Annotated in this window: 38 protein-coding genes; 7 read left to right on the top strand and 31 right to left on the bottom strand. The window is 63.2% G+C overall.

From position 1 onward, the window contains the following. Positions 1-390: 390 nt before the first annotated feature. The 10 genes from QNM97_RS13870 to QNM97_RS13915 form a co-directional block, all read right to left on the bottom strand. A complete protein-coding gene (locus tag QNM97_RS13870; RefSeq protein WP_283819036.1) occupies positions 391-855 on the bottom strand; it encodes a hypothetical protein in 465 nt (154 codons plus the stop codon). Next, positions 852-1832 carry a hypothetical protein gene (locus tag QNM97_RS13875; protein ID WP_283819037.1) on the bottom strand — a complete coding sequence of 327 codons (981 nt, stop codon included), beginning with the start codon at positions 1830-1832 and terminating at the stop codon, positions 852-854. Before QNM97_RS13875 ends, QNM97_RS13870 begins: the two co-directional genes overlap by 4 nt. Next, positions 1832-2110 carry a hypothetical protein gene (locus QNM97_RS13880; RefSeq protein ID WP_283819038.1) on the bottom strand — a complete coding sequence of 93 codons (279 nt, stop codon included), beginning with the start codon at positions 2108-2110 and terminating at the stop codon, positions 1832-1834. Before QNM97_RS13880 ends, QNM97_RS13875 begins: the two co-directional genes overlap by 1 nt. Next, entirely contained in the window at positions 2107-2511 is a 405-nt protein-coding gene (locus QNM97_RS13885; protein WP_283819039.1) for a RusA family crossover junction endodeoxyribonuclease, read from the bottom strand. Before QNM97_RS13885 ends, QNM97_RS13880 begins: the two co-directional genes overlap by 4 nt. Positions 2512-2689: 178 nt before the next feature. Then, positions 2690-2836, bottom strand: coding sequence for a hypothetical protein (locus tag QNM97_RS13890; protein ID WP_283819040.1), 147 nt, complete (start codon positions 2834-2836; stop codon positions 2690-2692). Positions 2837-2937: 101 nt separating this feature from the next. After that, entirely contained in the window at positions 2938-3243 is a 306-nt protein-coding gene (locus QNM97_RS13895; protein ID WP_283819041.1) for a hypothetical protein, read from the bottom strand. A gap of 17 nt (positions 3244-3260) precedes the next feature. After that, the gene (locus QNM97_RS13900; RefSeq protein WP_283819042.1) at positions 3261-3584 is read right to left on the bottom strand and encodes a hypothetical protein; all 324 of its coding nucleotides are present in this window, start codon (positions 3582-3584) and stop codon (positions 3261-3263) included. 348 nt (positions 3585-3932) lie between these two features. Next, positions 3933-4097, bottom strand: coding sequence for a hypothetical protein (locus tag QNM97_RS13905; protein WP_283819043.1), 165 nt, complete (start codon positions 4095-4097; stop codon positions 3933-3935). Then, complete coding sequence (locus QNM97_RS13910) at positions 4094-4798, bottom strand: hypothetical protein (RefSeq protein ID WP_283819044.1); 705 nt, start codon at positions 4796-4798, stop codon at positions 4094-4096. Before QNM97_RS13910 ends, QNM97_RS13905 begins: the two co-directional genes overlap by 4 nt. A gap of 116 nt (positions 4799-4914) precedes the next feature. Further along, positions 4915-5391, bottom strand: a complete 477-nt coding sequence (locus QNM97_RS13915; protein WP_283819045.1) for a hypothetical protein — start codon at positions 5389-5391, stop codon at positions 4915-4917. Positions 5392-5432: 41 nt separating this feature from the next. On the opposite strand from QNM97_RS13915, the gene QNM97_RS13920 reads away from it, so the two are divergent. Then, the gene (locus QNM97_RS13920; protein WP_283819046.1) at positions 5433-6293 is read left to right on the top strand and encodes a hypothetical protein; all 861 of its coding nucleotides are present in this window, start codon (positions 5433-5435) and stop codon (positions 6291-6293) included. A gap of 5 nt (positions 6294-6298) precedes the next feature. On the opposite strand, the gene QNM97_RS13925 is transcribed toward QNM97_RS13920, so the two are convergent. From QNM97_RS13925 to QNM97_RS14020, 21 genes are all read right to left on the bottom strand, one after another. Then, positions 6299-7870: a DNA cytosine methyltransferase gene (locus QNM97_RS13925; protein WP_283819047.1), complete on the bottom strand. Its 1572-nt coding sequence runs from the start codon at positions 7868-7870 to the stop codon at positions 6299-6301. Then, positions 7867-8493 carry a molecular chaperone DnaJ gene (locus QNM97_RS13930; RefSeq protein WP_283819048.1) on the bottom strand — a complete coding sequence of 209 codons (627 nt, stop codon included), beginning with the start codon at positions 8491-8493 and terminating at the stop codon, positions 7867-7869. Before QNM97_RS13930 ends, QNM97_RS13925 begins: the two co-directional genes overlap by 4 nt. Then, positions 8490-9146 carry a hypothetical protein gene (locus QNM97_RS13935; RefSeq protein ID WP_283819049.1) on the bottom strand — a complete coding sequence of 219 codons (657 nt, stop codon included), beginning with the start codon at positions 9144-9146 and terminating at the stop codon, positions 8490-8492. Before QNM97_RS13935 ends, QNM97_RS13930 begins: the two co-directional genes overlap by 4 nt. A 355-nt stretch (positions 9147-9501) precedes the next feature. Beyond that, entirely contained in the window at positions 9502-9720 is a 219-nt protein-coding gene (locus tag QNM97_RS26650) for a WhiB family transcriptional regulator (RefSeq protein WP_502874895.1), read from the bottom strand. Next, complete coding sequence (locus tag QNM97_RS13940; RefSeq protein ID WP_283819050.1) at positions 9717-10079, bottom strand: hypothetical protein; 363 nt, start codon at positions 10077-10079, stop codon at positions 9717-9719. The genes QNM97_RS26650 and QNM97_RS13940 overlap by 4 nt, the downstream gene beginning before the upstream one ends. Then, the gene (locus tag QNM97_RS13945; protein ID WP_283819051.1) at positions 10072-11076 is read right to left on the bottom strand and encodes an AAA family ATPase; all 1005 of its coding nucleotides are present in this window, start codon (positions 11074-11076) and stop codon (positions 10072-10074) included. The genes QNM97_RS13940 and QNM97_RS13945 overlap by 8 nt, the downstream gene beginning before the upstream one ends. Continuing rightward, positions 11073-11258, bottom strand: a complete 186-nt coding sequence (locus QNM97_RS13950) for a hypothetical protein (protein WP_283819052.1) — start codon at positions 11256-11258, stop codon at positions 11073-11075. The genes QNM97_RS13945 and QNM97_RS13950 overlap by 4 nt, the downstream gene beginning before the upstream one ends. Then, positions 11255-11449, bottom strand: a complete 195-nt coding sequence (locus tag QNM97_RS13955) for a hypothetical protein (RefSeq protein ID WP_283819053.1) — start codon at positions 11447-11449, stop codon at positions 11255-11257. Before QNM97_RS13955 ends, QNM97_RS13950 begins: the two co-directional genes overlap by 4 nt. Beyond that, the gene (locus QNM97_RS13960) at positions 11446-11697 is read right to left on the bottom strand and encodes a hypothetical protein (protein ID WP_283819054.1); all 252 of its coding nucleotides are present in this window, start codon (positions 11695-11697) and stop codon (positions 11446-11448) included. Before QNM97_RS13960 ends, QNM97_RS13955 begins: the two co-directional genes overlap by 4 nt. Next, positions 11694-12185: a hypothetical protein gene (locus QNM97_RS13965; RefSeq protein WP_283819055.1), complete on the bottom strand. Its 492-nt coding sequence runs from the start codon at positions 12183-12185 to the stop codon at positions 11694-11696. The genes QNM97_RS13960 and QNM97_RS13965 overlap by 4 nt, the downstream gene beginning before the upstream one ends. Further along, positions 12185-12760 carry a hypothetical protein gene (locus QNM97_RS13970; RefSeq protein WP_283819056.1) on the bottom strand — a complete coding sequence of 192 codons (576 nt, stop codon included), beginning with the start codon at positions 12758-12760 and terminating at the stop codon, positions 12185-12187. The genes QNM97_RS13965 and QNM97_RS13970 overlap by 1 nt, the downstream gene beginning before the upstream one ends. Before the next feature lie 314 nt (positions 12761-13074). After that, positions 13075-13950, bottom strand: a complete 876-nt coding sequence (locus QNM97_RS13975) for a DUF2303 family protein (RefSeq protein ID WP_283819057.1) — start codon at positions 13948-13950, stop codon at positions 13075-13077. Between the two features lie 6 nt (positions 13951-13956). Beyond that, complete coding sequence (locus QNM97_RS13980; protein WP_123925536.1) at positions 13957-14304, bottom strand: YfdP family phage-associated protein; 348 nt, start codon at positions 14302-14304, stop codon at positions 13957-13959. Between the two features lie 132 nt (positions 14305-14436). Further along, positions 14437-14874 (bottom strand): helix-turn-helix domain-containing protein, encoded by a 438-nt coding sequence (locus tag QNM97_RS13985; RefSeq protein WP_283819058.1) that lies wholly within the window; start codon positions 14872-14874, stop codon positions 14437-14439. Beyond that, the gene (locus QNM97_RS13990) at positions 14871-15176 is read right to left on the bottom strand and encodes a hypothetical protein (RefSeq protein WP_283819059.1); all 306 of its coding nucleotides are present in this window, start codon (positions 15174-15176) and stop codon (positions 14871-14873) included. Before QNM97_RS13990 ends, QNM97_RS13985 begins: the two co-directional genes overlap by 4 nt. Continuing rightward, complete coding sequence (locus QNM97_RS13995) at positions 15173-15517, bottom strand: hypothetical protein (protein WP_283819060.1); 345 nt, start codon at positions 15515-15517, stop codon at positions 15173-15175. The genes QNM97_RS13990 and QNM97_RS13995 overlap by 4 nt, the downstream gene beginning before the upstream one ends. Continuing rightward, positions 15504-15713, bottom strand: a complete 210-nt coding sequence (locus tag QNM97_RS14000) for a hypothetical protein (protein WP_283819062.1) — start codon at positions 15711-15713, stop codon at positions 15504-15506. Before QNM97_RS14000 ends, QNM97_RS13995 begins: the two co-directional genes overlap by 14 nt. 8 nt (positions 15714-15721) lie before the next feature. Continuing rightward, positions 15722-16021 (bottom strand): helix-turn-helix domain-containing protein, encoded by a 300-nt coding sequence (locus QNM97_RS14005; RefSeq protein WP_283819063.1) that lies wholly within the window; start codon positions 16019-16021, stop codon positions 15722-15724. After that, a complete protein-coding gene (locus tag QNM97_RS14010) occupies positions 16015-16386 on the bottom strand; it encodes a DUF7324 family protein (protein WP_283819064.1) in 372 nt (123 codons plus the stop codon). Before QNM97_RS14010 ends, QNM97_RS14005 begins: the two co-directional genes overlap by 7 nt. Then, positions 16383-17180 (bottom strand): BRO family protein, encoded by a 798-nt coding sequence (locus tag QNM97_RS14015; RefSeq protein WP_283819065.1) that lies wholly within the window; start codon positions 17178-17180, stop codon positions 16383-16385. Before QNM97_RS14015 ends, QNM97_RS14010 begins: the two co-directional genes overlap by 4 nt. A gap of 62 nt (positions 17181-17242) precedes the next feature. After that, positions 17243-17503, bottom strand: coding sequence for a helix-turn-helix transcriptional regulator (locus QNM97_RS14020; RefSeq protein WP_283819066.1), 261 nt, complete (start codon positions 17501-17503; stop codon positions 17243-17245). Between the two features lie 255 nt (positions 17504-17758). Here QNM97_RS14020 and QNM97_RS14025 point away from each other — a divergent pair, with 255 nt between their 5' ends. Genes QNM97_RS14025 through QNM97_RS14050 form a run of 6 tightly spaced genes read left to right on the top strand, consistent with a single transcriptional unit; the run spans position 17759 to position 21226 of the window. Further along, positions 17759-18388 carry a hypothetical protein gene (locus tag QNM97_RS14025; protein WP_283819067.1) on the top strand — a complete coding sequence of 210 codons (630 nt, stop codon included), beginning with the start codon at positions 17759-17761 and terminating at the stop codon, positions 18386-18388. After that, the gene (locus QNM97_RS14030; RefSeq protein WP_283819068.1) at positions 18389-18886 is read left to right on the top strand and encodes a colicin E3/pyocin S6 family cytotoxin; all 498 of its coding nucleotides are present in this window, start codon (positions 18389-18391) and stop codon (positions 18884-18886) included. Continuing rightward, positions 18879-19730: a hypothetical protein gene (locus QNM97_RS14035; protein WP_283819069.1), complete on the top strand. Its 852-nt coding sequence runs from the start codon at positions 18879-18881 to the stop codon at positions 19728-19730. The genes QNM97_RS14030 and QNM97_RS14035 overlap by 8 nt, the downstream gene beginning before the upstream one ends. A gap of 50 nt (positions 19731-19780) precedes the next feature. Then, positions 19781-20191 (top strand): hypothetical protein, encoded by a 411-nt coding sequence (locus tag QNM97_RS14040; protein ID WP_283819070.1) that lies wholly within the window; start codon positions 19781-19783, stop codon positions 20189-20191. After that, the gene (locus QNM97_RS14045) at positions 20188-20445 is read left to right on the top strand and encodes a DUF3263 domain-containing protein (RefSeq protein WP_283819071.1); all 258 of its coding nucleotides are present in this window, start codon (positions 20188-20190) and stop codon (positions 20443-20445) included. The genes QNM97_RS14040 and QNM97_RS14045 overlap by 4 nt, the downstream gene beginning before the upstream one ends. Positions 20446-20500: 55 nt before the next feature. Continuing rightward, complete coding sequence (locus QNM97_RS14050) at positions 20501-21226, top strand: hypothetical protein (RefSeq protein ID WP_283819072.1); 726 nt, start codon at positions 20501-20503, stop codon at positions 21224-21226.

Here is a 21226-nt window from a genome sequence, read left to right on the forward strand (position 1 = left end):
ACCATTCCCCGAGGTGTGGCGCCAGTGCATCTTCACCACCCACACGGTGAGGCAGTCATCGCACATCCACACATCACCCACAGCGCCGTCGGGCTGATCCCCAACCCTGACCGGGGCGCGCGAGACGCCAGCTGCACACATCGAGGCCGGCGGCGGATTGATGAGCACCGGCCTCTCGGGTAGCGAGCACGTGTGCTCCGGAGCGAAGTCCGGTGCCTGGGGCGTCTTCTGAATCCAGGTCATCGATCACTCACAGGTACGTCGCGCGAGTGATCGAGATGCACACGGCAGCAAGCAAAGCCACGCACCCCCCGTTTGGAAAGCCCGCGAGCAGCAACAGTGCACCAGACGCGAGAATTGCCCACGGTGACCATTTTGAGTACAACCAAGTCATCCGACCACTCCTTTCACACTCATCACCCAACATTGGTTAACGTCATCCCATCCGAAGAGCGCATAGTCACAGTGCGACAGAGGAACTACTTCGTTCATGGCGTCGAATCCCGATGGCCCTGATAGGCAGACCACGAGTCTTGTGCGCCGGATATGCTCCGGTACCGCCAAGCGCTCGCCGTCCTTTGGTCCACCGTGGAGTATCACCTCATCGGTGGTGGGCCACCACTGCGCCGTCACCCTCACCGTGGTTCGGACGAAATCTTCCGTCTCGGCGAAGGACACATCCCGAGCGTGCGCATCGAACCCGTAGACCTGGATCTCCTCCAGCAGGCTCCGGGTGATCCAATTGCGCACCAAAGTCATCGCTTCGACCTCGGCGCTGTCCAGATGCTGACGATCCACTGCTGCACTCACATAAAGGTGAGATGCTCGCAGTACGCGATCCATGTCGACGATCACGACACCGTCTCCTTACGTCTCTGCTCATCCCGTGCCATCAGTCCACGTACCTCAGCGAGCGAGAACACCGCCGGGTCACCACGTCTCAGGCGCGTGGGGGTAATCCGTCCGTCCCGCTGATATCCGCGCGGTCTCACGCGGCCCTCCTTGATCCACCGGTACAACGTGGACTGCGGCACCGGCTCCCCAAGGTTGTCGAGTACGCTCAACAGCTCCTCCACCGTCATCGAGAAGTGATCGGCGTGGGCGTAGATGTGCTTCTTCAGCTCGTCGACGTTGTGTCGCTTGCGGCACTTCCAGCACTCCACATGGGTTGCTGCATGGTCGTTGTCATCGTCCCAGTCGGCCCACAGGCCTTGCGCACACTCGACGGGGCGGTTGCGGGCATCCTTGCCCACCACCGTGGGGCACGGGCCGCAGTAGACCCGCTTCGGCGGATTGAGCACCCGGAACGCCTTGCGGCACAAACGGTCGATCTCGTGGGCCGCGAACGCCGCATCCTCGGAGTTGGCGAGATCCAAGCGGTGGACGTTGAGCCACCGGGACAGATCCGCGATGTCAGGGATGTAGTGGCGAGAGATGCGGAACTGGCCGGGCATCTCCGGGATCCGCTCGGTGTTGTTGGCCGGGATCATGGGCCGCAGTGGACCGATGAAGTCCAGTGGCACGGCATCCACGGGCAGCCACTCCACACCGATCTGGTCGGCGAGGTCTCGACACCAGCGCATCAGCACGGTACGTAGCTCGTCGTAGGTGTCGCCGGCCGAGGCGTCGAAGGGGATCGGGGACTGCTCGTCGTCCTCGGCTTCCACGATGCGCCGCGGTCCAGGAGGTGTGGAGAGCGCGTTCTGCTTCGCGTACGCCTCGGTGAGTCGGTCAGCGATCCAAGGGATTTGCTCGAGGTTGGAGTCCAGTTCCCGGATGCACTCACGGCACAGGTACACCGTTGCTCGTCCACCGCACTTCGTGCACTGCACTATGCGCTCTCCTTCTCGTCATGAGCTGCCACCATGCGGTCCAGCGTGGAGGTGTCGATCACAGCCTCCAGGTGCTCCTGCGCCTCGGGGGTGGCGTTGAGGTACAGGTCCACCAGCACGCCTTCGGGGATTGAGATGCATCGGTGCACAAGGCGCCGCAGATGATTCTTCTTGCGGTTGTACTCGTTCTTCGCCGCTCGACAAGCCTCGCAGGGCTTCTCGCCCATCCGGTAGTGCATCTGAGCGCCCGATGGGGTGCCGTGCTTCCATCCGGTCATCCGTCGACCCCGATCTCCACCTCGATCTCCAGCCACAGCTTCCCCACTCCGGTGCCGGTCTTCGGGTGAATCCGAGGCATCAGATCGGTGACGTACATGGGAGTGTCATCAGCCACGAGGCCATAGCCGGGATGGGCCGTCGTACCAGCCGCCAAGCCGTCTACACACGCCTTCTGCGTCAGCGTCAAATTGATAGGGTCCCTGCGTCTTTCGTCTCTCGGTGCGTAGTGCAATTGTACCGTGATGTGCTCGCAATCGCGGGGTAGATGAGCAGCAATCGCCAACAGGTGCACAGTGTTTCGCACCTGCTTCACCTTCCGCGCCTTGGCCATGTGGTGGCCGCGATCGTTCAGATTCAACGGCGGTCGAGAATACGGAAGGTCGAGCCGGTAGGTGGTCACCAGCACTCCCCTGCGTGGATCAGGTGACAGTCGGGGCAGGCATCGGATGCCTCGCCGATCATCTCTGCGAGGTCTGGGCATGTGGAGTGAGCCCAACCGTTGTCTCGCTGTTCGATCTCGTCGCCCTCGTGAATCCATCGACCACAGTCGTTGGCGCAAGGGCCGTTGTGCTTGGCCTTCATGACTTCCCGCGCAGTGTTTGTGCGATCCGTTGAGCGTCCCGCTGTTGCTGGGCGCCGCGATCCTCTGCGGCCTTGATGACCAATCCGTACTGCTTCATGGTCGTGGTGAATCCGACGTGAGCCGTGCGATGCAAGGTCGGCACGTCCAACACGGGCCGGGGTGAGCGGCGTCGGATACCGCGAGGGTTTTCTCGGCATATCCGGCTGCGGCGCACGGCTTCGCGAACGTTGTCCCTGTGGCTCATCACGCCACCCGGGTCGATGCAACTTTGTCCGCCTGCCAGAGCCCCTGTGGCACCGGCTTTTCGGCACGCTTATGCCATCGGATCACGGTGCGTGGATGCACACCCAGCCGTCGGCAGGCCAACAGCATGTCGGTGGTGTGTTGCATGAGCATCTCGAACTCTTCAACACCCTCGTCGGGAGGTATGGAGTCTGACCGGCGTTGAATTCTCACGAATGTGCCGTCGCGCATAGCCTTCCGGTACCAGCGCATGTAGTGCACTTCGCACATGCCTCGTTTGATGCCTTCTCGATCGCAGTCGTCCACGGAGCAGGGTGGGTGGTTCATTCCGCACCGTCCACAACTCGGATCTCGGAACCCTCCGGAGCATCGATCGTGACCGCGGGATCGCCCTCGTAGCCAGGGCGCTCATGGAATCTGATCGGCCACGTCGGGTAGCAGTCGACGGCCGCCACCGAGATGGTCCAGTCGAGCCGACCCGCAATGGTCGGATTCCCAAAGTCGAGGGCGATGTCGAGGGACTGTCCGTCGGGAGCAGTCAGCCGAAGTCTGGTTCCGTGGCGTCCGAGGTCGTACTCCTCGGAGATTGCGCCTTCGACCTCGACCAGGTCGTCGGATGCGCCGTAGATCGTAATGGGTCGGGTCATCGTTTGGAGCCTTTCTGCGATGCGACCAGCCTGGTTCTCCCACCACGCGGTATCGGCAGGTGATCGCTGGGGTTTGACGGGTTTCGGAGTGGGTGGAATCGGGGCCTGAGAGCCGCTGACAGCTTCACTGGCGTCGTGGGGTTCGTCAGTACCCGTGAGAGTGGCCACGAAGCCCACGGCGTTGCGTAGCGCCGCCTGGATCGGGATCACAGCGGGCTCACCTCCAGCACGTAGTCGGCAATCGAGTGGAAGTGCACCCCGCAACCACGGCACGCGAACATCTCCCCGTGGAGTGCCGCGGCGTGGATCTGCTGGGCCATCCTGCGGACGAGGTTCCGTTCGCAGGGCTCACACGCGAGCATCGCTCGGCGGCTCGGGGTGTTGCCGCAGTCGTGGATCACCACCACCGTGGTGGCCGGCCGCGAACCGTGGCACTCGGCGCATACGCACTCGCACATCACGGGGACCGAGAGACGCATCCAGGCGCGCGAGATCGGCTGGGATGTTGGTCATGGCATCACCTTCCGATCGCGCTGTGAAGGCCGGGTGAATTGGCGGACGTTTCCACCGGAGCTCGCCTGATCTGAACTGAACTGAACTGAACTACACTGCGAGGTAGTGGCTCTACACTCACTCACTGAGTCACTCACTGAGTCACTCACGTAGCCCATTTCTGCTGGCAGGGAGGGCTTTTCAGAGTTTTCACGGTCACTGCCTGAGCGACTCACGTAGGACTCAGGTAGTGACTCACTGAATGGCCCTGCTTCGCCCCCATTCCGGGTCTGCTTTGCGCGCTTTTCTAGCTGCCTCCACCGATCCGTTGCGGTGTCATCAGCACGCCACCACTTCGCCCATTCCTGCCCCTGATGTCTCTCGCACGGCGGCAGCTTCGACGGCGTCGGATGGTTGATTTTCTGGTGCTCATCCCACGAGATCACGTGGAGGAAGTCGGCACCGCCGACGCGGTAGTGGCACAGTTGACCGTTCGTCACGAGAGCCTCCAGGTGGTCGGCGACATCGTCGATCGAGATGTTGTCGATGCGACGGCGCTTGATCCACACATCAGCCCACAACTGATCCGGGTCGTACTTCATCCGTCCGCGGTCGTCGGCAAACACCCAGAACCCTTCGAACGTCCGGCACGCCGGCAGAGTCAGGGTGGCGAGCTGCTCCGAGTCGAAGTATCCGGGCCACAACATTCGCTTCCGGGGCATCTACCCCTCCTTCTTCGTCTTCCCCCATAAGCACCCCGCGCATACCCGCTTTCGCCAGTCGGAGGCGGCGAGCCGGGCACGGCATCTGGTGCAGAGGGGGTGGTGGTTGCGGGGCATCAGGACGCCGCCTTGAGTCGATAGGCGAGCGCCACGAGCACCTGGTGTGGGATCGGCTCTGGATCGCGATTGATCCGGGCACGCACCGAGACATGCACACGCCCTGCCTCGCCGACCTCCCATAGGCCGCAGCCATCCGGAATCTCGTATCGCTGCAGAAGTCCAGCCGGAGTCGCGTACACGAAGCGGTGGGTGATCTTGCGCCACGGGCGGCGCTTCTCCTCGGACTCGCGGGCGAAGTCGCTGCGGCTGATCTTCACCTCGATCGCGGTGCGCCTACCGCCGCCGTCGAGGAGCAGGCCGTCAATGCGGCGCATAGTGGGCGTCGCGGGTCTCGGCGAGCTCAGCCACTCATCCTGTCGCCACGCATCAAGCCGTTCGATGGCCTCGGCATCTGTCACGCACACCTCGCGGATCAGCGCGCACCGAGAGTACTTACGGGCGACGGCATCTAGGACGTCGGTTGCAGTGGGCATCACGCCTCACCGCCGTTCGGCACGGGGTAGATTCCCGGACCATGAACAGCCGGCCGCAACCAGAATTCGCCGAAGCGCGTCGACGGCTTCAGCGAGCTACGAAACATCGCGAGGAGATGATCGCGATCCACGTCGCTTCGGAAAAGGACTACGGGCTCCGACTCAGACTCCGGCAGCGTCTGGACGGAAATGCGGTCGAGGTTGTCGTGACCTTCACCGCTGATCCTATGCTGTCGACAGTTTTCGGTGAGTGGCTCGCAGCGGTCCGAGGGATACTGGACCACATCTTTTACCAGCTCGCGATTCACGAAACTGGCAAGAATCCGCCAAGTCGGCCTGGCCAGCGCCAGTTTCCTGTGTGTCGCGACAACGAGAGTTTCGAAAGCTTGCTCACGGGGCATGCGAAACCACTCCACGGATTCAGCCCTGCGATGATCGACGCGGTAAGGGCGATGCAGCCTTTCAAGGGGAAGTACGGGCCGGACGGTGACGCTATTCTGTGGTTTCACGATCTCGCCCGGCAGGACCGCCATCGAGTGCCATGGGAAATGGGGTGTCTGGTCCATTCGGTCGTACCAGAATTTAGACCTGAAGACGTTAGTCGCATCGTCCGTCACTATTACGCGGACACCGCAATTATCCCGCCTGTTGCCTCTGCCGCAAGGGAGTTCGTTCCTCTGGTATTCGAGACCCATTCTGCAGCCGACGCTGAGTATTTCGCCTCTGGGCAGATCGGAGTGACGGCGGAAAGCAAACTTGAGGTTGTTGATTGGTACGTCAGAGCGCACACTGAGGGGATCTCGGCCAATATCAGAAATGACTCCCTCGGCGACCGAATGATGTTCATCGAGTACTTTCTCGGGCGTGTTATCGATGAGTTTGAAGGGATGGTCGCCCGATAGGTCCATCACGCCACCCCCAGGCTCTCGGCGACCACACCGATGAGATCACGCGCTGCCGGTGGAGTGACAGCGTTGCCCGCCATCCGGACCTGCTCGCGCCGGTTGCCGAGGACGACGTACGACGACGGGAAGTCCATCGCGGCGATGATCTCTCGCGGTTCGAGCATCCGGAACCGGACATCGTTGATGTCGACGGTCGGCCGGTCGGAGTCGAGGAGTGACTGATGGCCGCCGGTCGTGACCGTGCGCGCGGGCTCGGTCACCGGTGTCGACATCTCCGCACCGCCGGTGTTGTTGCGCATCAGCAGTGCGTGGTGGATGCCGCCGGCCGAGACGGTTGACAGCGGCATGTCGGTCGGATGGTTCTTCGACTGGCCACGCATCACCGACACGAGCCCGTGGTGATTCCCCGACGCTGTGACGGTGCACAGCGGATCACTGACCGGCCGGTGCTTCGACCCGCCACCGCGGAGCTCGGCGATGAACGCGAGTCCGGTCTCGTTGCGAGTCGTCATGGTCCGGAGCGGCTGGTCGACCGACGCGGCCTGCTTTCCGTCGCGCCCCTCGACGGGCACCGCGATCGCCTTCGACATAGTGGTGTGGACAGTGCGTAGCGGGTCGTCGACCGGCCACGCACGCATGTACCCGTCGGGGCGACCGTGAGCGGGGTGGCGGGGGTCGGCCGAGTCGTAGGTGTTGCCAGCGGCTTCGAGGATCGTCGGACCCCAGTACCGGTCGATCCCGGCCTGGATGCGCGCCATTGTCTTCTCGGCGAGCGGCTTCGGCCGGTCACCGATTCGGGTGCCCTCGAGAGACCAGTCGATGATGTCGGCGGCAGGCCGGTACAGAGGATCGACGATCTGGTTGCGGCACTTCACGTTCGGGCAGCGATACAAGTACTGCGCTCGGTAGCGGCCCCACGAGCTATCGGGCTTCTTGAAGCTCTGCATCGCCGCGACCGGCCCGCACTCCTGGCAGATTGCGTTGGGTCGGTTCACGCGGCCGAGGTCTGGCCGCTGGTTGCCCTTGCGCCAGAACACCACGTACATGCGATCTCGCGACTGCGGGGCGCCGACACCGAAGCTGTGGGCGTGCATCGAATTGAGCATCACGATGTGGTGGTCGTAGCCGAGGGAGTCCATCGCCATCAGCCACGCCCGGAACGGTATCCAATGCCAGGCGTCGACGACGTTCTCGACGATCACCGCCTGATACTGGTGGACCTCGGCGAACCGAGGTACGTCCCACATGGTCGCCCGGGAACGGTCGGCTGCCGCGTCGGGAAGCACCTCGCCGAACAGATCGGGTTGTGCGGCTGCGCGTTTGCGGCCCTTCGCCACCGAGTGATTCGTGCACTCTGGTGACGCCCACAGGATGTCGGTGGTCGGGAAGTAGCGCGGGTCGATCTGCGACAGGTCGGCGCACAGGTGCTCGGCGCCGGGGTGGTTGGTGTTGTGCGTCTCGACGGCCAAGTCCCAGTGATTCGAGGCGATCCGCACCTCGACACCCGGTACCTGGATCGCTCCGGTGCTCGATCCGCCTGCGCCGCAGAAGAGATCGGTAAGCGTCAGGCTCATGACAACCTCCCCGCTGCGCGCAGCACCTCGGCGGCAGCCTCAACGCGGTCCCACTGGACCCGGTCGCCGCCCCGGTCGGGGTGGGTGACGAATCGTGCTCGCTGGTACACCGCCGACAAAGCGGTTGCGGGGGCGACGTCAGCGACCTCCCGCAGCACCCGCTCCGCTTCGTCCGCCGACACCGTCGACGAGGGGGCCGCGGGGAGCTGCTGCCATCCGGTGTACTGCTCGTCGTTCGGCGTAATGCCGTACCGGTCGACCCGGCGCAGCGCCTCGAGAGCGAGCGCGATGGCACGGAGGTTGTCCTGCCACGTGACGAACTTGTCGCACGGGAATGACAGCGGCCCTTTTGTGGATTCGACTGCGAGGATCACGCCGGGGTGATCGGGACGCGAGTTCGCGCGCGGCAGCCCGTCGCGGCGGAAGTCCCGTTCGCGCATCGCGATCTCCAGAACGGCCGGCGCGTTGCGCCCAGCTGGCCCGAGGTGCCACAGCTCTCGGTCGAGGAGGTCCAACGTCGATCGCCACGGCGCCGAGAACTGCGACGACACGCGGTTCGACGTGAGCTTTCCGGGCCAGTGCTCGATCGGTCGCAACGTCAAGCCGTCGGGGTAGTCACTCACTTCTCACCGCCGTCCCGCAGGAGGTTGGCGGCGAGGAGGGCACTGGCCTGATCGAGGTAGCGGTCACGTGATTCGGGTACGAGGCACTCCTTCCACATCTCGGATTCAGTGACACCGCAACTGTTCCGCTCGACAGCGAAGGCCAATGTCATCGCCGCCTTCTCGATCAGCTCCTCATCCGCGTCGGCCTGCTGCTGGGCGGCTTCGAGACGGTCGGCCTCGCGACGCAGGTGAGCCGCCACCAATGTGTCGTCCGACCGGAAGCGCGAAAACCCATCCGCCGACGCGATCACGTCGGCCGAGAACCGCCAATGCGCCGGGTTGGTGTGGTCAGGCTCCGGAAGGCGGTCCGCCTTCTCCACCTGCTCGGTCAATGCGTGGACGACATCAACGAGCTCGTTGATGTCTGCATCATCGGGCGCATCCAAGGCATCCCGGATCGCTGCGACGTCGAGACGATAAGACTCCGCGCGCTCGGCCTCCTGGGCCAGTTGCTGGCGGCACTTCGCGAGGTCGGCGGCCGTTGACCGTTCGAGGTCTACGACACCCTGACGCGCATTCTCGGTCTCTGCGAGATCGGTCAGAAGATCATCGACTACGGTCCTGATCTGTGATGTGCACTCCCGGATGAGTGCAGCTGGATCGTCTTTCACGCCCCAGCTCCTTCCATGTCAACGGCGTATCCGCCGTCAACGGTCAATCGCATTCGTGTGCGAGATCTGTAGCGGACCGCCCGATCTGCGGGCCGATGTGATTGGCGCACAAGCCATCCGTTCTCCAACGCCTCGGCGCGATTCGCCTCGGCGTAGGCATGGCACGCTGCACAGACGTCGATGCCATTGGATGCGGAAGACGCCTCTGGTGCACGCGTCCCGCCCATGCCTCTCGGGCGACGGTGGTGGATCTGCTCGGCGCGGCCGGTGCACACCATCGGGATCAGCAGCTCACACACACCACCGGATCGGGCATGGATGAGGTCCTTCACCGCGGCAGGGAATCCCGTGTACCTCATGACGCCTGCCTCAGGTGGTTGCGCTGGCCGGCCGTGAAACCACCGAGGATCCCGTACTGGTCATTGACCGAGTACGCCCACTCCAGGCACTCCTGTCGGACCCTGCAGGATCGGCAGATCTCCCGCGCCTGATCGGCTTTGCCCTTCTCCCCGGGGTTGGGATAGAAGAGTTCCCTGTCGGCTCCCCGGCATTCCGCGTGGTCGCGCCAGCTCATCGCTCCCCCACTCCCGCCGCCGAGTAGGTCGAGGTGATGGACTTGCTGACCGACTGCAGGGCACGCAACTCATCCTCGAGAGCCGCAGCCTGTTTCGCTGCATACCGGTACGCGGCGTCAGCGACATCGCGCGCCTTACGCAACTCGGTGGTGGCGATCTCGGCGGCGTACTTCTTGGCATTCGCGGGCCCGTCGTAGCCCAGAAACGCCTGCGCGAACGCGTAGTCGTAGTCCCGGTCCGCGGTGAGGTAGGCCTTGTAGCGGTCGTTCACCACGCCGACACCCTTGGCGATCCTGTTGGCGCAGTGATTGATCGCGGCCTCGATCGAGACGGGGGTGTAGGGCTCGGCGTCAGCCATGGTTCGGCACCGCCTCGGGGTCGGACTGCGTCGCGGCAGCTTCGATAGCAGACGCTCGCGACATCAGAGCCTCGTCGATGGTGGGTCCACCCTCCATGCCCAGGCCCAGCACGTCGGCGTCTTTCGCCTCCCGCCACAACGCAGTCAGCTCATCCCGGTTCTCGGCTTGGGCGATGGCCTCGAGGATGTCGGCGACTCGGTCCTGGACCGAAGCGAAATCACGGACCTTGGCCGTCTTCGGATCGCACTTGAGGATGTCGAACACCAAGCGCTCCAACGTCAACCCGGGGATGGTGCGCGCCTTGTCCTCCCCTGGACGGATTCCGGCGTGCACCGATCTCGCTCCGATTACCTGCGGCTGAGACCCTCGTTGGAGGCGCACCCATGCGGAGGCGTCGAACGCGAGGGTCTTCTGGCCGTCAACCTTCCACACCCTCTGACTGGTGGGCTGGCCGTTCTCCATCGCAACCTGGTCCGCACCGCGGGCGGTCATCACGACGATGCCCGGGAATCTCATCAGGATCCGCATCAGGTCTCGGTGTCGAGCGGTGGCGAGGTTCCAAAGGTCAGTGGTGATCTGAATCTCTGCCTCGGGATCGCGTTCCAGCTTGGCGCGGTTGGACTTCCGGTTGCGGGCTTTCCCGTCCACCCACTCTTTGAGCATGTCCCACTCGGCGGTCATGGAGTCGATGACCAGAACTACCGGCTTCTCGCCGGCGTCCAGTGCTCGCTTGGCCTCGTCGCGTGCCGCCTTCACCTGGCCGAGGATGTCGAGCCATGTCCCGTCGTGGTCGATGACCTCATACCGCGCTCCTGGGATCGCTCCGTACTCATCCGCCGCGCCTTCGGCGACGTCGATCCACAGGGTGCGGCCGACTTTGTCGGATGCGGATAGCTCTGCGGCGCACCAACTCTTGCCCGATTTCTCTGGGCCTTCAACGAGGATGAGTGGCCACGGCACAGCGCCGGTCGGCGGTCTGGTATTGAGGGCTGTCACGACGCCACCGCCATACCGATTGCGACACAGGCCCCGACGGCACACACCAGGGCTACGAGCGAGAACACCGTGATGCGTCCACCAGCGCGCTGGGGAGCATTGGTCGCGGCAACGAGGAACGACAGCGACGCCAGTGGCAGCACAATCGACAGCAGTATCCAGAGGGTGAGCGAGTGGATCATTGCGCCACCCCCTGCACTGGCAACGGCTCGACCTCTTCGTGACGCACTGCGATGTGCGCGACCTGTTGGCCGTTCTTCTCGTCGATCATCGGAGGGCGGGTGGGATCGACAAGGCCGTAATGCATCTCGGTGGCCTTGAGGATCACGTAGGTGCGGCCATCCTTTCCGCGGACGCGGTCCCCAGGGTTCACTGCAGGGCCTCCAACTCGTCCTTCATCGATCGGATGGAATGTGCCAGTGCGGCAGGCTTCAAGCGCCGGTGCCGCTCAGCCAGCAGCTCGACGAGCGCGGCCGCGGCCTCGAGCCCCGTTCGTGCTCCCTGCCGCTGACCTGCGGCAGCCACCGCCGCGACGCAGGAGATCGCGTGGTCACTGAGCGGACCAGCCTCCTCTACGAGGCTGGCGAACGCGTGCTCCATGGCGATGTCGATGCCGGTCACTGTGCCTCCAACTCCCCTGCGAGACCGTTGGTGACGACGTTCTGCGCCCACTCCTTGACCGCCTTGGATGGCGTGAGCCGCAGAGACGAGTTGCCCTTGCGCACTGCGATACCGGGTATGTTCTCGCCGGCCTTGGCTCTCCCCTTCGCTGCGGTGTGCTCGTACTCGGGAATGCCGGTGTCGTCGGCCAGCAGGTGTGGCGCGTGCTCTCGCAGCACCTTGATCGCCTCAGCCTCATCGGTGACACGGGTGCGGGTGACGACCCTGCCTTCGAGGGTGAGGAAGTGGTCGAGCTCGTCCTGGTCCACCACGACCACGACATCGGCAGGGTTGGTCATGGCGGCGTAACCGACATCAGGGTCGCCGATGCGCTCCCCGACGGCGATGGCTTCGGCGAGGGCCTTGCGGTCTTCCTTCACCACGGCGTCAGCGGCGTCGATCAGTGCTCTTCTTCGCAGTGCCAGGAAGGCAAGGTCTTTCGTCCTCATCACCGCACCGCCTTCACGATGCGCTCGGCAAGCTCGGCCGAGACTGTATCGCGAACCACAGATTTCACGTCCGAGACCGCCTCATCGACGGTCGCGCGGAGTTCCTTGGCGATGGCATCCTTCGCGGCTTTGCAGGCGAAGTACTCGACGTAGGGGGTGGTGTTGTCACCGTATGTGACGTTCTCTCCACGGCTGTTGACCTTGCGGGCGAGTTCGGCCTTCACCTGATCGACGATCATCGCGCGCAGTGTGGTCTTCTCGCCGGTCGGCTCGCCGTAGCGGTTGGTCTTCTGGATATCGCCCGCGATCACGTCGTCGATGACGGTGTGTACCTTGGCCCTCGCCAGGTCCTCAATCGACTGGCGCACAAGGGCCTTTATCTCTGATTCGATGCGTTGCGCGAGGATGAAAGCGACCTGCGAGGCGAGGTCCTTCTTCAGGTCGAGGCTGCCGCCGTCCTCGGCGTAGTCGCCGTCACTGAGCTGATACGCCTCGCGCCAACCGATCTGCTGCAGCAGCTTCTCGGTGTCGACGACGATCTCGACGGGTGCGGATAGGTTTGTTCGGTGGTTCACTCGGAACTCCTGTGTCTTTGTCTGTGCATCAACTTGCGGAGCTCGTAGTCGAGTTGATCCGCGTAGCTGTAGTGAGGGCATCTGTGGTTGAGGTGGCCGTACTCGCCGCAGTAGTCGCACCGCGGGATGCCGTCGGCGTCCCACTGGTCTTGCTCGGACATGCCACCGAGGGCGCGTTGCGCGTAGCTCATTCGCGATCGCGCGTGTACCGATCGTGGTCACCGGCAACCCAGTCGAGGATGTCGTCGTCGGTGTATTCAGCGCGAGGGCGACGCCCATCGAGCCCTTCCTCATAGGCTCGATGGGCGTGCGCCTCAGAAGCGCGTTGCGAGAACGGGTTTGCCATCGAGGTGGCTCTCGATCTGCGACACGACATCGGACCACGCGCCGCGCAGGACGTTGCGGGTCGGCTTGAGCTTGATCGCCAGGAGTAGCTGTCCGTTCTGCACACGCAGACGGAACCACGCCTTCACCTCGTAGCGGTCGAGCCCCTCCCACGGGCGCAATGCCAACGTGACGATCTGCGGCACCTCAAGCCGACCAGATCGGCCGGCGGTGGTGGTGACGTCCTCCTTGAACGCGACGGACTGGCCGCCGTCGGCGCGGGAGATGCTGGATTCGAACGATCCCTTCGTACTTGCGCGGATGGAGTCGATGACCTCCAGCAGCTCAGCCTGAGCTGGGTCGGTGACCGTGTGCAGCAGCTCCTCGACCGTGTCGCCGAATTCCTCCTGCGGCATGTACTTTCCGGACAGCCGATGCCACGCCACCCAGTCCTCATCCGGACGGAGTTCGAGGCGGAGTCGGCTGTCGCGGAGCCCTGCCTCGTCCTCGACGTGGTCGTTGTAGATGGCCTCGACGCGGCCCTTGGTCTCGTCGCCCCACAACGATCCGGAGCCCACGTTGCCAGTCGCGGAGAGTGGATTACGATCCAGCTCGGCGAGGAACGACGGGACGTCGGTCACCAGGCGAGTGCCGGAATCTGCCGACGCGGTGACGCCGGGGATGAACTCCCTGAGGTCGACGGTCTCCACCTGGAGGCCATGCTCGCGAGTGGTTGCGGCGAGCACGAACACTCCGGGGTCGATGCCTGGAATGTCTTCGGTCGCGATGATTCCGAGCTTCTGCGCACCGTCTACGTCACCATCGTTCGATGCGATCAGAGACGGGGACATCTTGAGTTCGCTCATCGGTTGTCAGTTCCCTTCGGGGGTTTGGACCTTCTTCGCGGGCTCGTCGAAGAGGGAATCTTGGGTGGGATCGTTGCGGTGCAGTCGGTTGTTGTCGTCCGGGAACCACAGCGAGCGTCGGGTTTCCTTCGGGATGTTGGCCTTGATCGAGTCGTCGATCTTGACCACGCGGCTCATCTCCTTGTCGCGGGAGACGGTGAGCGTCACCGAAACCGATCCCTTCTTGCCCGTCTCGCGGACCGCGGCGATCAGTTCGGCGAGCTTCTTCGACACCTCGGTGTGGGCTCTGCCTCCGGAGTGCTGCATCAGCACGGCGGCGAAGTCTTGTTCGGCTTCGTCTTTCGGGTCCTGCACTTCTACTCCTTCTCGACGTCCGTATCGGAGTCGTTGTGTTTGCGACAGTCTCGGCACAGACGTCTGTGATCCGGATCGGTAGACCGGACATCTGGCGACCGCAGTCGACGCACTCGAGGCCGTCGAGCTCGGTCATGACGCGACCTGCCCCAATGCCTGCCCCGACATCGGGCAGTCGTTCCCATCGACATCGCGATGCTGGGCGTATACCGCTGTGGACTGGACCTTTTGGCGGCACACAGGACACTCGGCGGACTGGTCACCGATGAGCAGCAGACCCATACGCCGGCGGTCCTTGTGCACGGTGTCGATGGAGCACCCCAGGGCTGAGGCGATCTCGGCTGCCGTCCACCCCTCGGCGGTGAGCCGCCGGATCTCCCCTCTGCGCGCCTCGCGATGCTGTCGCGTCCCTCGGGTCACCTTCGGCGCCCGGAGCGCCCACTGCTTCGGAGTGTCCTCGGAGTACCCGAGACGAGTGGCGATTCTTTCGTCATCCCAACCGAATCCGCGGAAGTGTGCCCACTCGTGGCGGACCGACTCGTCGGGGATCTGTGCGAGGTCGATGCTCATGACGAAGCCACCTTCCGTGCGGTCCGCTTCTTCGTGGATGTATGGGCGGCACGCTCGTTCTGCAACTCGATCTTGAGCGACTCGACGACGCCTTCGAGCTTGGCGATCTTGTCCCGCCGCTCGTCCGCGCGCTGATTGGCCTGAACGAGTTGCCTACGCACTTCGGCGCATTCGTTCTTCGACACCGCGAGACTCTGCTCGAAGGACTCCTTCACCCTCTCTAGGGTTTCGATGTCGCGATCGCGCAAGCCGATCTCTTCGCGGTGAACCTCGAGCAGGCTCCGCATGGTTCTGTCGCTCACTGGTCCCACTCCTCGCGGTTCAGGCGATCACGAGCGAGGTCCAGGGCCTCAACGAGGGTGGACTCGTGGACGGTGATCATCGGCTCCGTCTTCATCCACTTCTTCACGACCACCCAGAACGGCTCGCGGGTCTCGTAAGAGAAGGTGCCGGCGAATCGACTCACAGTGAAGTCGAGACCGGCCTTGTCGCAGGCATCTTCGAGATTCCGCAGCGCCCTACCTCGCGCCTCGTCAGCGTTGCGCTGCTCGGTGAGATTGGTTGGCTCGGGGAAACTCGTGACGACACGGAGCGCCCCGTGGTTGTGAACGCAATCACCCTGATCGGCCCTATCGGTCCTCATCGCCGGACCTCCTGCGCCCGAAGGGATTCTGCGACTGCACGCTGCGACGAGAGGATTGCCCGTTGATGCGACCTCGGTCGACCTCGATCGGCTCCCATCGTCTGGACATGGACGCGCGGATGAGGTCGGCGATGATGGCGATGGCGGATGCAATCCCGCCGATCGCCAGCATCGTGGCCTCGAAAGTGGTAACCATGGGATCTCCTATGCGGCAATGCTGTTGATGGACTGGACTTTGAGGATCTGCACGATGGCGTCGAGGGTGGACAGGATGCGGTCGAGGCGGTCGGTGATATCCGCTGGCGGCGTGACCTCCCCCAGGACCTCGCGGCGAAGGTCAGCGGTGGGGATGGTGTATCGGCCCCCGATGGGGATGACCCGGACGGGGAAGTTCCCATCGTTGATGGCCTTGTATGCGGCGCTGGCTGAGATGCCGAGAGCCTTTGCGGCCGTGGCCACGTCGGTGGTGACCCCGAGGGCGTCGAGATCGGCCCGGGTCAGCATTGCCCCTCCGGAGGTTTGGTGCCCTCGACGCCATCACCGGCGTCGAGGGCCGCGCGATCACCAGTGGCGTCTGGTCCGCGCTCCCCACACCGGCACGAAGTCGGGGTGGAGTGGTCGGTGAATGCCCCCCGCAGTAGCTCAGCCAAGCTGGCCGCGTTCAAGTCCGCAGCCTCAGCGCCGTTTTCGCGCATCCAGTTGGAGGACAGTAGATATCGAGCGCGCTGATCGTTACTGGAGAAGTTGCTTATCAGGTCGAGCAAGTAGCGCAATCCGTCGACATGCTCCTGCTTTGGGAAGCTCTCGCGATCTGCGGTGGCTCCGAGGAGAGCGGGGACGATGCCGGGGCGGATGGGGTCGATGCTCATGCCGCCGCCTCCTTCGCAACCAGCCGTGAGATGGCCTCCGCGCCAGCGGGCGTGATCTTGAGGGTGTGCATCACCTCGGACCCACGGAACCGATGAGCCTCATGCACCTCGACGCGACGGAAGTACCGCTTCTTGGAGGCCTTCTCGGAGTATCGGTTCCGCTCGATCTTCTTGCCGTGGGTGTTGGACCACCGCGAGTCCGACTGAACGTAGATCCAGTCCTTCTCGGTCAGCAGTTCCCGCAATGCCTTCTCGGTGACGTTGTTCGTCGACGCGACAGTGGAGAACGACAGCAGATCCTCGTCGGCCACATAGGTGTCGATATAGCCGACCTTCGGTGCGTCGGTGTTGATCTTCTGCTCCAGCTGGAAGATGCGCGCCTCGCGCTGCTCGATGACCTTCTGGGATTCGAGGACCGCGGCGGCAAGGAGTTCGGGGCCCTGGAGGGCGGGCTGCGCGTTGAACGATCCGGTCCGGCGGATCTCGGGTAGGACTGTGCCGGTGATCCATCGACGGAAGGCCACGGCCTCCGGCTTGTCGGATCGGATGACGACCTCGTACATGCCCGGCTCGGACACGACGGTCATTTGCTGCGCGCCACCGGCGGTCTGAAGGGTGTGACTCTGACTCACACCCTCATCCAGGCGTTCCCGGACGCGCGCGGGCGTTCCGAGTCCGAGCACCTTGCAGAGGTCACCAAGGACAAACCAGGGTTCGCCGTCGATGACGACCGTCCGAACCGCGATGTCGTTGTAGTTGAAGGGCACGACCTGTGTCGTATTGTTGTCTTGCACGAGAACTCTTCTCTCGTTCAGGGTCACCCGGTGTTGACGCACCGAGGTGGCCGTTTTTCGTTTCAGGCCGCTGCGTTCGGCTTGCTGTTGTGCTGCTCAGTAGTTGACACCCGCGCCTCAAAAAGCACCTCCGTCGGGACGCCGAGCGCTCCGGCAATGCGGTCCGCAACTTTCGGCGTGCAACTCGCCGATCGACCTGACGTCAGGTGGTTGATGAAGCTGGGATGAACTTCGACCGAGCGAGCCAGCTGGCGTGCACTCATCTTCTTGTCCGGCTCTGGGCCGATGAATGCCTGAAGCAACTGGGGGCTGCGGAGTTTCATCCACGTTCCCTTCGGTCGTCGCTTGAATCGGGTAGCCATTTCGGCTGTCCTCCATCCTGCTTGTTAGGCGCCTATTTGTCAACTGATACTTGGCAAGTATCTGCCTAGCACTAGGCGCGTGTCAAGCGACTTACAGCGATGTGTTTTGGCCGCCTGGGGCTTTGCGGCAGAATGGCGGCTGTCAATTGGTAGGCAGGCAAGTGGTTCGGCGACTTGCGTTCGAACTAGGCGCTATGGATATGCGAGGCATTGCGAATGACCCAGGCCAGCGATGACGCTCGTGAGGTGCCCACCCTCAGCAGCCTGATCAGCGAACGCAAGCGTCTTCGAGGCTTCTCCTACGCAGACCTGGAGAACCGCGTCGACGCTGCTATCTCGCGCCAACGCTGGCAGCAGTTGGGGACTGGGGTACGTATCAAGGAGTTCCCCGAGCCAGCCACGATCAGCGCCATGGCCGCAGCCCTGGACGTCGATGTCGCCGAAGTTGTGTTGGCGGCCGCTCGCTCGATCGGACTCGACGTCAAGCGGGGCGCGCAATCCGATCTCGCTGCACGTCTGCCATCGACGGCAGATCGCCTCAACGAGGTGCAGCGCGACGCGATCGTGACGCTGGTCCGCTCTATCACGGAGGTCACCGATGACATCTCGCAAGAGCCCACGCCTACGCCAAGCTCGACGGAAGCGAAAGGTGAGAAGAACGACGCGGGTAACCCCCGCGGCAAGGCTGACGACCTGATCCCAGCTGATCAAGCCTCAGGCATTGACCCCGATACCATCCCGGATGACTACGACCTCGCCGGCGGTTGGCGCCGCGGCGGCGGGGAATCGGAGACGCGGCGGATCAGGCGTGAGCAGGATGAGTCGGCGGAGAGGGGTGACTCGTAGGTGGGCGACGACTGGCCCTCACATAAGGCCGTATACATCCGAAATCTACTGTGCGACAGGCTTGGATACCAAAAGCGGCGATCGGCGAAGGGTGTATTCGAACTGTCTGCCGATGGGATGCCTGATCTCGTTTGGAGCTACCCGAACAAGATGAGAATTGCACCGAGGACCCTCCGCCAGATACTCCTCGAAGAGGTTGGCTTATCCGAAGACGAGGCTAGATGGCTGCTCGCACGTCCTGATCGCACACCGTCGGGGAAGCAGATCGGCGGCCAGTACATCGCAAGGAGTAGTCCAGATTTTCTTGACTCCCTTGAGGTGCTGCCCAACCGGGTCCCCAAGCAGTGGCGGGCGTCCGACGGTCGTCTCTTCACTTACGACCAGCTACATGGGAACATAGAGGGTTACAATCGTCGGGGCAAGCACATTGGTGTGTTCGATGTCGATACTGGCGAGCGTATTGGGCCTGCAGAGCCAGGGAGGAGCATCAATGTTTAGGTCATTCATTGCGGCCTGCCTGGCGGGTGACGCCGACGAGAACGACATCGATGACTGGGTCGATCGCTGGCATGATCGCGACAAGCGTGAACCGCCAATCAGCCTGGATGAATTCCTTGGGTTCACCGCCGCAGAAGGTCGAATCTGGGCGTCGCACCCAGACAGACTCACTGCCATCCTCAACGCACACCGCGAACTGCACTTGATCTACACGGAGTATCCAGGATTTGGTTGGTCGTTGCGAAGCCCACAACTTCCTGGCCTGGCAGCTGGACAGACCGAGCTGCCGGAGCTACTTGCCGACACGAACTCAATTCTCAAGGCAGTTCGTGCGCCGATCACGGACATGTTCGATTCCAGGGTTCACCTGCACGAGGAACATGCCATTGAAGCCCCCGACGGGGCCGAGTACCTAGTTCGATGGATGACGAGCGGTCCCGCTGAGCTTTCGGACGCAAGAGCTGACGCAGCTTCGCGTCTTCAGGGCGCAGTAATCAACGGACTGTTTGATGATTCAGAGAAGGCTCGCCAGCCGGTACTAATTACAGGAGAGCGCCTCCTCATAGGAGTGGCTGGTAGCGACGTAATTGCGCTGTTCGAAGACCAACTCGGCCAAAGCAGTGCGGTGCTCTCGCAGCACCGTGGCGACGACGTGCTGATCACGGTTCCATTCGGCGGAGGGCCTCTGAATGTTGACGGTCACCGATGGAGCATCGAGGATCTAGGGCTGTCTCGGTACAGCAAGTTCGAGGAACTTGCCGACAAGGTGATAGAAGCCGAGGGCCAGATTAGGTTCCATGCCCCTCTCGATAGAGGCTTCTCTCACCAACTTACATCCATGTAATTCCTGGTCAGAGCAGCTTTCTGTCGGAGCCGTCCCCTACGGTTCGTGACATGTACCACCCATGGCGAGAAGCCCGACGCCGCTCCCACCTCGACATCGAGTTCGTCGAACTCGAGGACGACCACCGCGGCTGCATCAACGGCAACCGGATCACCATCGGCGTTGATGACCCGCAGGCGCAGCGTCGCTGCACACTCACGCACGAGCTCGTGCATGACGAGCGCAGGGTCTTCCCGCGCGACCGGGTGCTGCGCGCTCGCGAGGAACTAACCGTCGAGCGCATCGCGTCGCGCCGGCTCATCCAGCTCGAGGCGTTGGTCGACGCGCTGCTGTGGTCACGGGACGCACGCGAGACCGCGGCCGAGCTGTGGGTGGACGTGCCGATGCTGGTGGCCTTCGTTCGGTCGATGACCGACGATGAGCGCCGCTGGGTCAGCGAGCAACTGGAGGGACGATCATGACCGACGAGGACCGTACCCTGCTCGACTTCGCCGACCAGCAGTGGCGATACGCCGGCAATCAGGCTGACGCGATCATGGCCCAGTTCGGGCTCTCGGTCACGCGGTACTGGCAGCGCGTGAACCGCCTCCTGGACACCGAGGAAGCACTGGCCTACAACCCGGTGCTGGTGAACCGGCTGCGGAGACTGAGGTTGTCACGACGGGGTGGTTCGGCGATCTCGCACGCAAATCATCCACGCGAAGGACAACCGTAGATGTCGGGATGATCTAGAATCGCGAATTACCCTCGCGCAGAACGGAATACGAAAAATGAAGAATGCCAGGTATGTTGCTTTGATGGTGGTGGCGCTGGCCCTGACGGCCGGGTGTGGGTCGTCCACTACGGCGACCAGCGCGCCGTCATCGACAACGACAAGTGCGCCAAACGCAACCACCTCGATGCCGTTCCGCGACACCTTCGTGCCGACCGCCGGAATCACCACCAAGGTATGCAGCAAGGACGGGTTCTACATCTCGACAGCGTATTCCCGCGGCGAGTCCGACCCCTGCGCCGGACTGCCGGTAGTGTCGCCGGACTCCATTCAGTTCACTCATGATCATCCCAACGCTGAGATCGTTTGCACTGGAACACGTTCGAATGTCGCATCCCAGAACGTGTACTCCGAGAACGGCGAGACGCCAGCCACCAAGGCGTACTGCGCGGAGATCGCTCCGGCAGACCCAGTCGACGATCAGGGCCGTTCAGCGTGCCCTGGATCGGTCGGCTGGGGATCGTTCAACGGCACTGATGTCACCGTGACCGCGGCATACGATGCCTCCGAAGGGGACAACTACACCGTCACGATTCGCCGAACGTCGGGCGCGGAAGTCACCAAGACCGCCACCGCCACCGGGACGAACGTTGAGGTCGACTTCGACCAGGTAGACCCGGCTACCGTGCACGAGATTGTGGTTCAGGGGCCCCACTCGTCGTGCTACGCGCTGCCCGGTCCGGACATGGCCGCAAAGTACCCGCAGACGCTCGGGGCACACTGA

The sequence above is a fragment of the Gordonia sp. L191 genome, from assembly GCF_030077625.1.
GTDB classification, from domain to species: Bacteria; Actinomycetota; Actinomycetes; order Mycobacteriales; family Mycobacteriaceae; genus Gordonia; species Gordonia polyisoprenivorans_A.

Excerpts from the sequence above, each read along its gene's own strand:
- QNM97_RS13995 (WP_283819060.1), bottom strand. The coding sequence starts at position 15,517 with ATGAGGACCGATAGGGCCGATCAGGGTGATTGCGTTCACAACCACGGG.
- QNM97_RS14005 (WP_283819063.1), bottom strand. The coding sequence starts at position 16,021 with ATGCTGACCCGGGCCGATCTCGACGCCCTCGGGGTCACCACCGACGTG.
- QNM97_RS13920 (WP_283819046.1), top strand. The coding sequence starts at position 5,433 with ATGAACAGCCGGCCGCAACCAGAATTCGCCGAAGCGCGTCGACGGCTT.
- QNM97_RS13900 (WP_283819042.1), bottom strand. The coding sequence starts at position 3,584 with ATGACCCGACCCATTACGATCTACGGCGCATCCGACGACCTGGTCGAG.
- QNM97_RS13915 (WP_283819045.1), bottom strand. The coding sequence starts at position 5,391 with ATGCCCACTGCAACCGACGTCCTAGATGCCGTCGCCCGTAAGTACTCT.
- QNM97_RS13910 (WP_283819044.1), bottom strand. The coding sequence starts at position 4,798 with ATGCCCCGGAAGCGAATGTTGTGGCCCGGATACTTCGACTCGGAGCAG.
- QNM97_RS14010 (WP_283819064.1), bottom strand. The coding sequence starts at position 16,386 with ATGAGCATCGACCCCATCCGCCCCGGCATCGTCCCCGCTCTCCTCGGA.
- QNM97_RS13925 (WP_283819047.1), bottom strand. The coding sequence starts at position 7,870 with ATGAGCCTGACGCTTACCGATCTCTTCTGCGGCGCAGGCGGATCGAGC.
- QNM97_RS13950 (WP_283819052.1), bottom strand. The coding sequence starts at position 11,258 with ATGATCCACTCGCTCACCCTCTGGATACTGCTGTCGATTGTGCTGCCA.
- QNM97_RS14040 (WP_283819070.1), top strand. The coding sequence starts at position 19,781 with ATGTACCACCCATGGCGAGAAGCCCGACGCCGCTCCCACCTCGACATC.
- QNM97_RS13940 (WP_283819050.1), bottom strand. The coding sequence starts at position 10,079 with ATGGCTGACGCCGAGCCCTACACCCCCGTCTCGATCGAGGCCGCGATC.
- QNM97_RS13985 (WP_283819058.1), bottom strand. The coding sequence starts at position 14,874 with ATGAGCATCGACCTCGCACAGATCCCCGACGAGTCGGTCCGCCACGAG.
- QNM97_RS14020 (WP_283819066.1), bottom strand. The coding sequence starts at position 17,503 with ATGAAACTCCGCAGCCCCCAGTTGCTTCAGGCATTCATCGGCCCAGAG.
- QNM97_RS14035 (WP_283819069.1), top strand. The coding sequence starts at position 18,879 with ATGTTTAGGTCATTCATTGCGGCCTGCCTGGCGGGTGACGCCGACGAG.
- QNM97_RS13975 (WP_283819057.1), bottom strand. The coding sequence starts at position 13,950 with ATGAGCGAACTCAAGATGTCCCCGTCTCTGATCGCATCGAACGATGGT.
- QNM97_RS14045 (WP_283819071.1), top strand. The coding sequence starts at position 20,188 with ATGACCGACGAGGACCGTACCCTGCTCGACTTCGCCGACCAGCAGTGG.
- QNM97_RS14025 (WP_283819067.1), top strand. The coding sequence starts at position 17,759 with ATGACCCAGGCCAGCGATGACGCTCGTGAGGTGCCCACCCTCAGCAGC.
- QNM97_RS13965 (WP_283819055.1), bottom strand. The coding sequence starts at position 12,185 with ATGAGGACGAAAGACCTTGCCTTCCTGGCACTGCGAAGAAGAGCACTG.
- QNM97_RS26650 (WP_502874895.1), bottom strand. The coding sequence starts at position 9,720 with ATGAGCTGGCGCGACCACGCGGAATGCCGGGGAGCCGACAGGGAACTC.
- QNM97_RS14000 (WP_283819062.1), bottom strand. The coding sequence starts at position 15,713 with ATGGTTACCACTTTCGAGGCCACGATGCTGGCGATCGGCGGGATTGCA.
- QNM97_RS13880 (WP_283819038.1), bottom strand. The coding sequence starts at position 2,110 with ATGACCGGATGGAAGCACGGCACCCCATCGGGCGCTCAGATGCACTAC.
- QNM97_RS14050 (WP_283819072.1), top strand. The coding sequence starts at position 20,501 with ATGAAGAATGCCAGGTATGTTGCTTTGATGGTGGTGGCGCTGGCCCTG.
- QNM97_RS13905 (WP_283819043.1), bottom strand. The coding sequence starts at position 4,097 with ATGACCAACATCCCAGCCGATCTCGCGCGCCTGGATGCGTCTCTCGGT.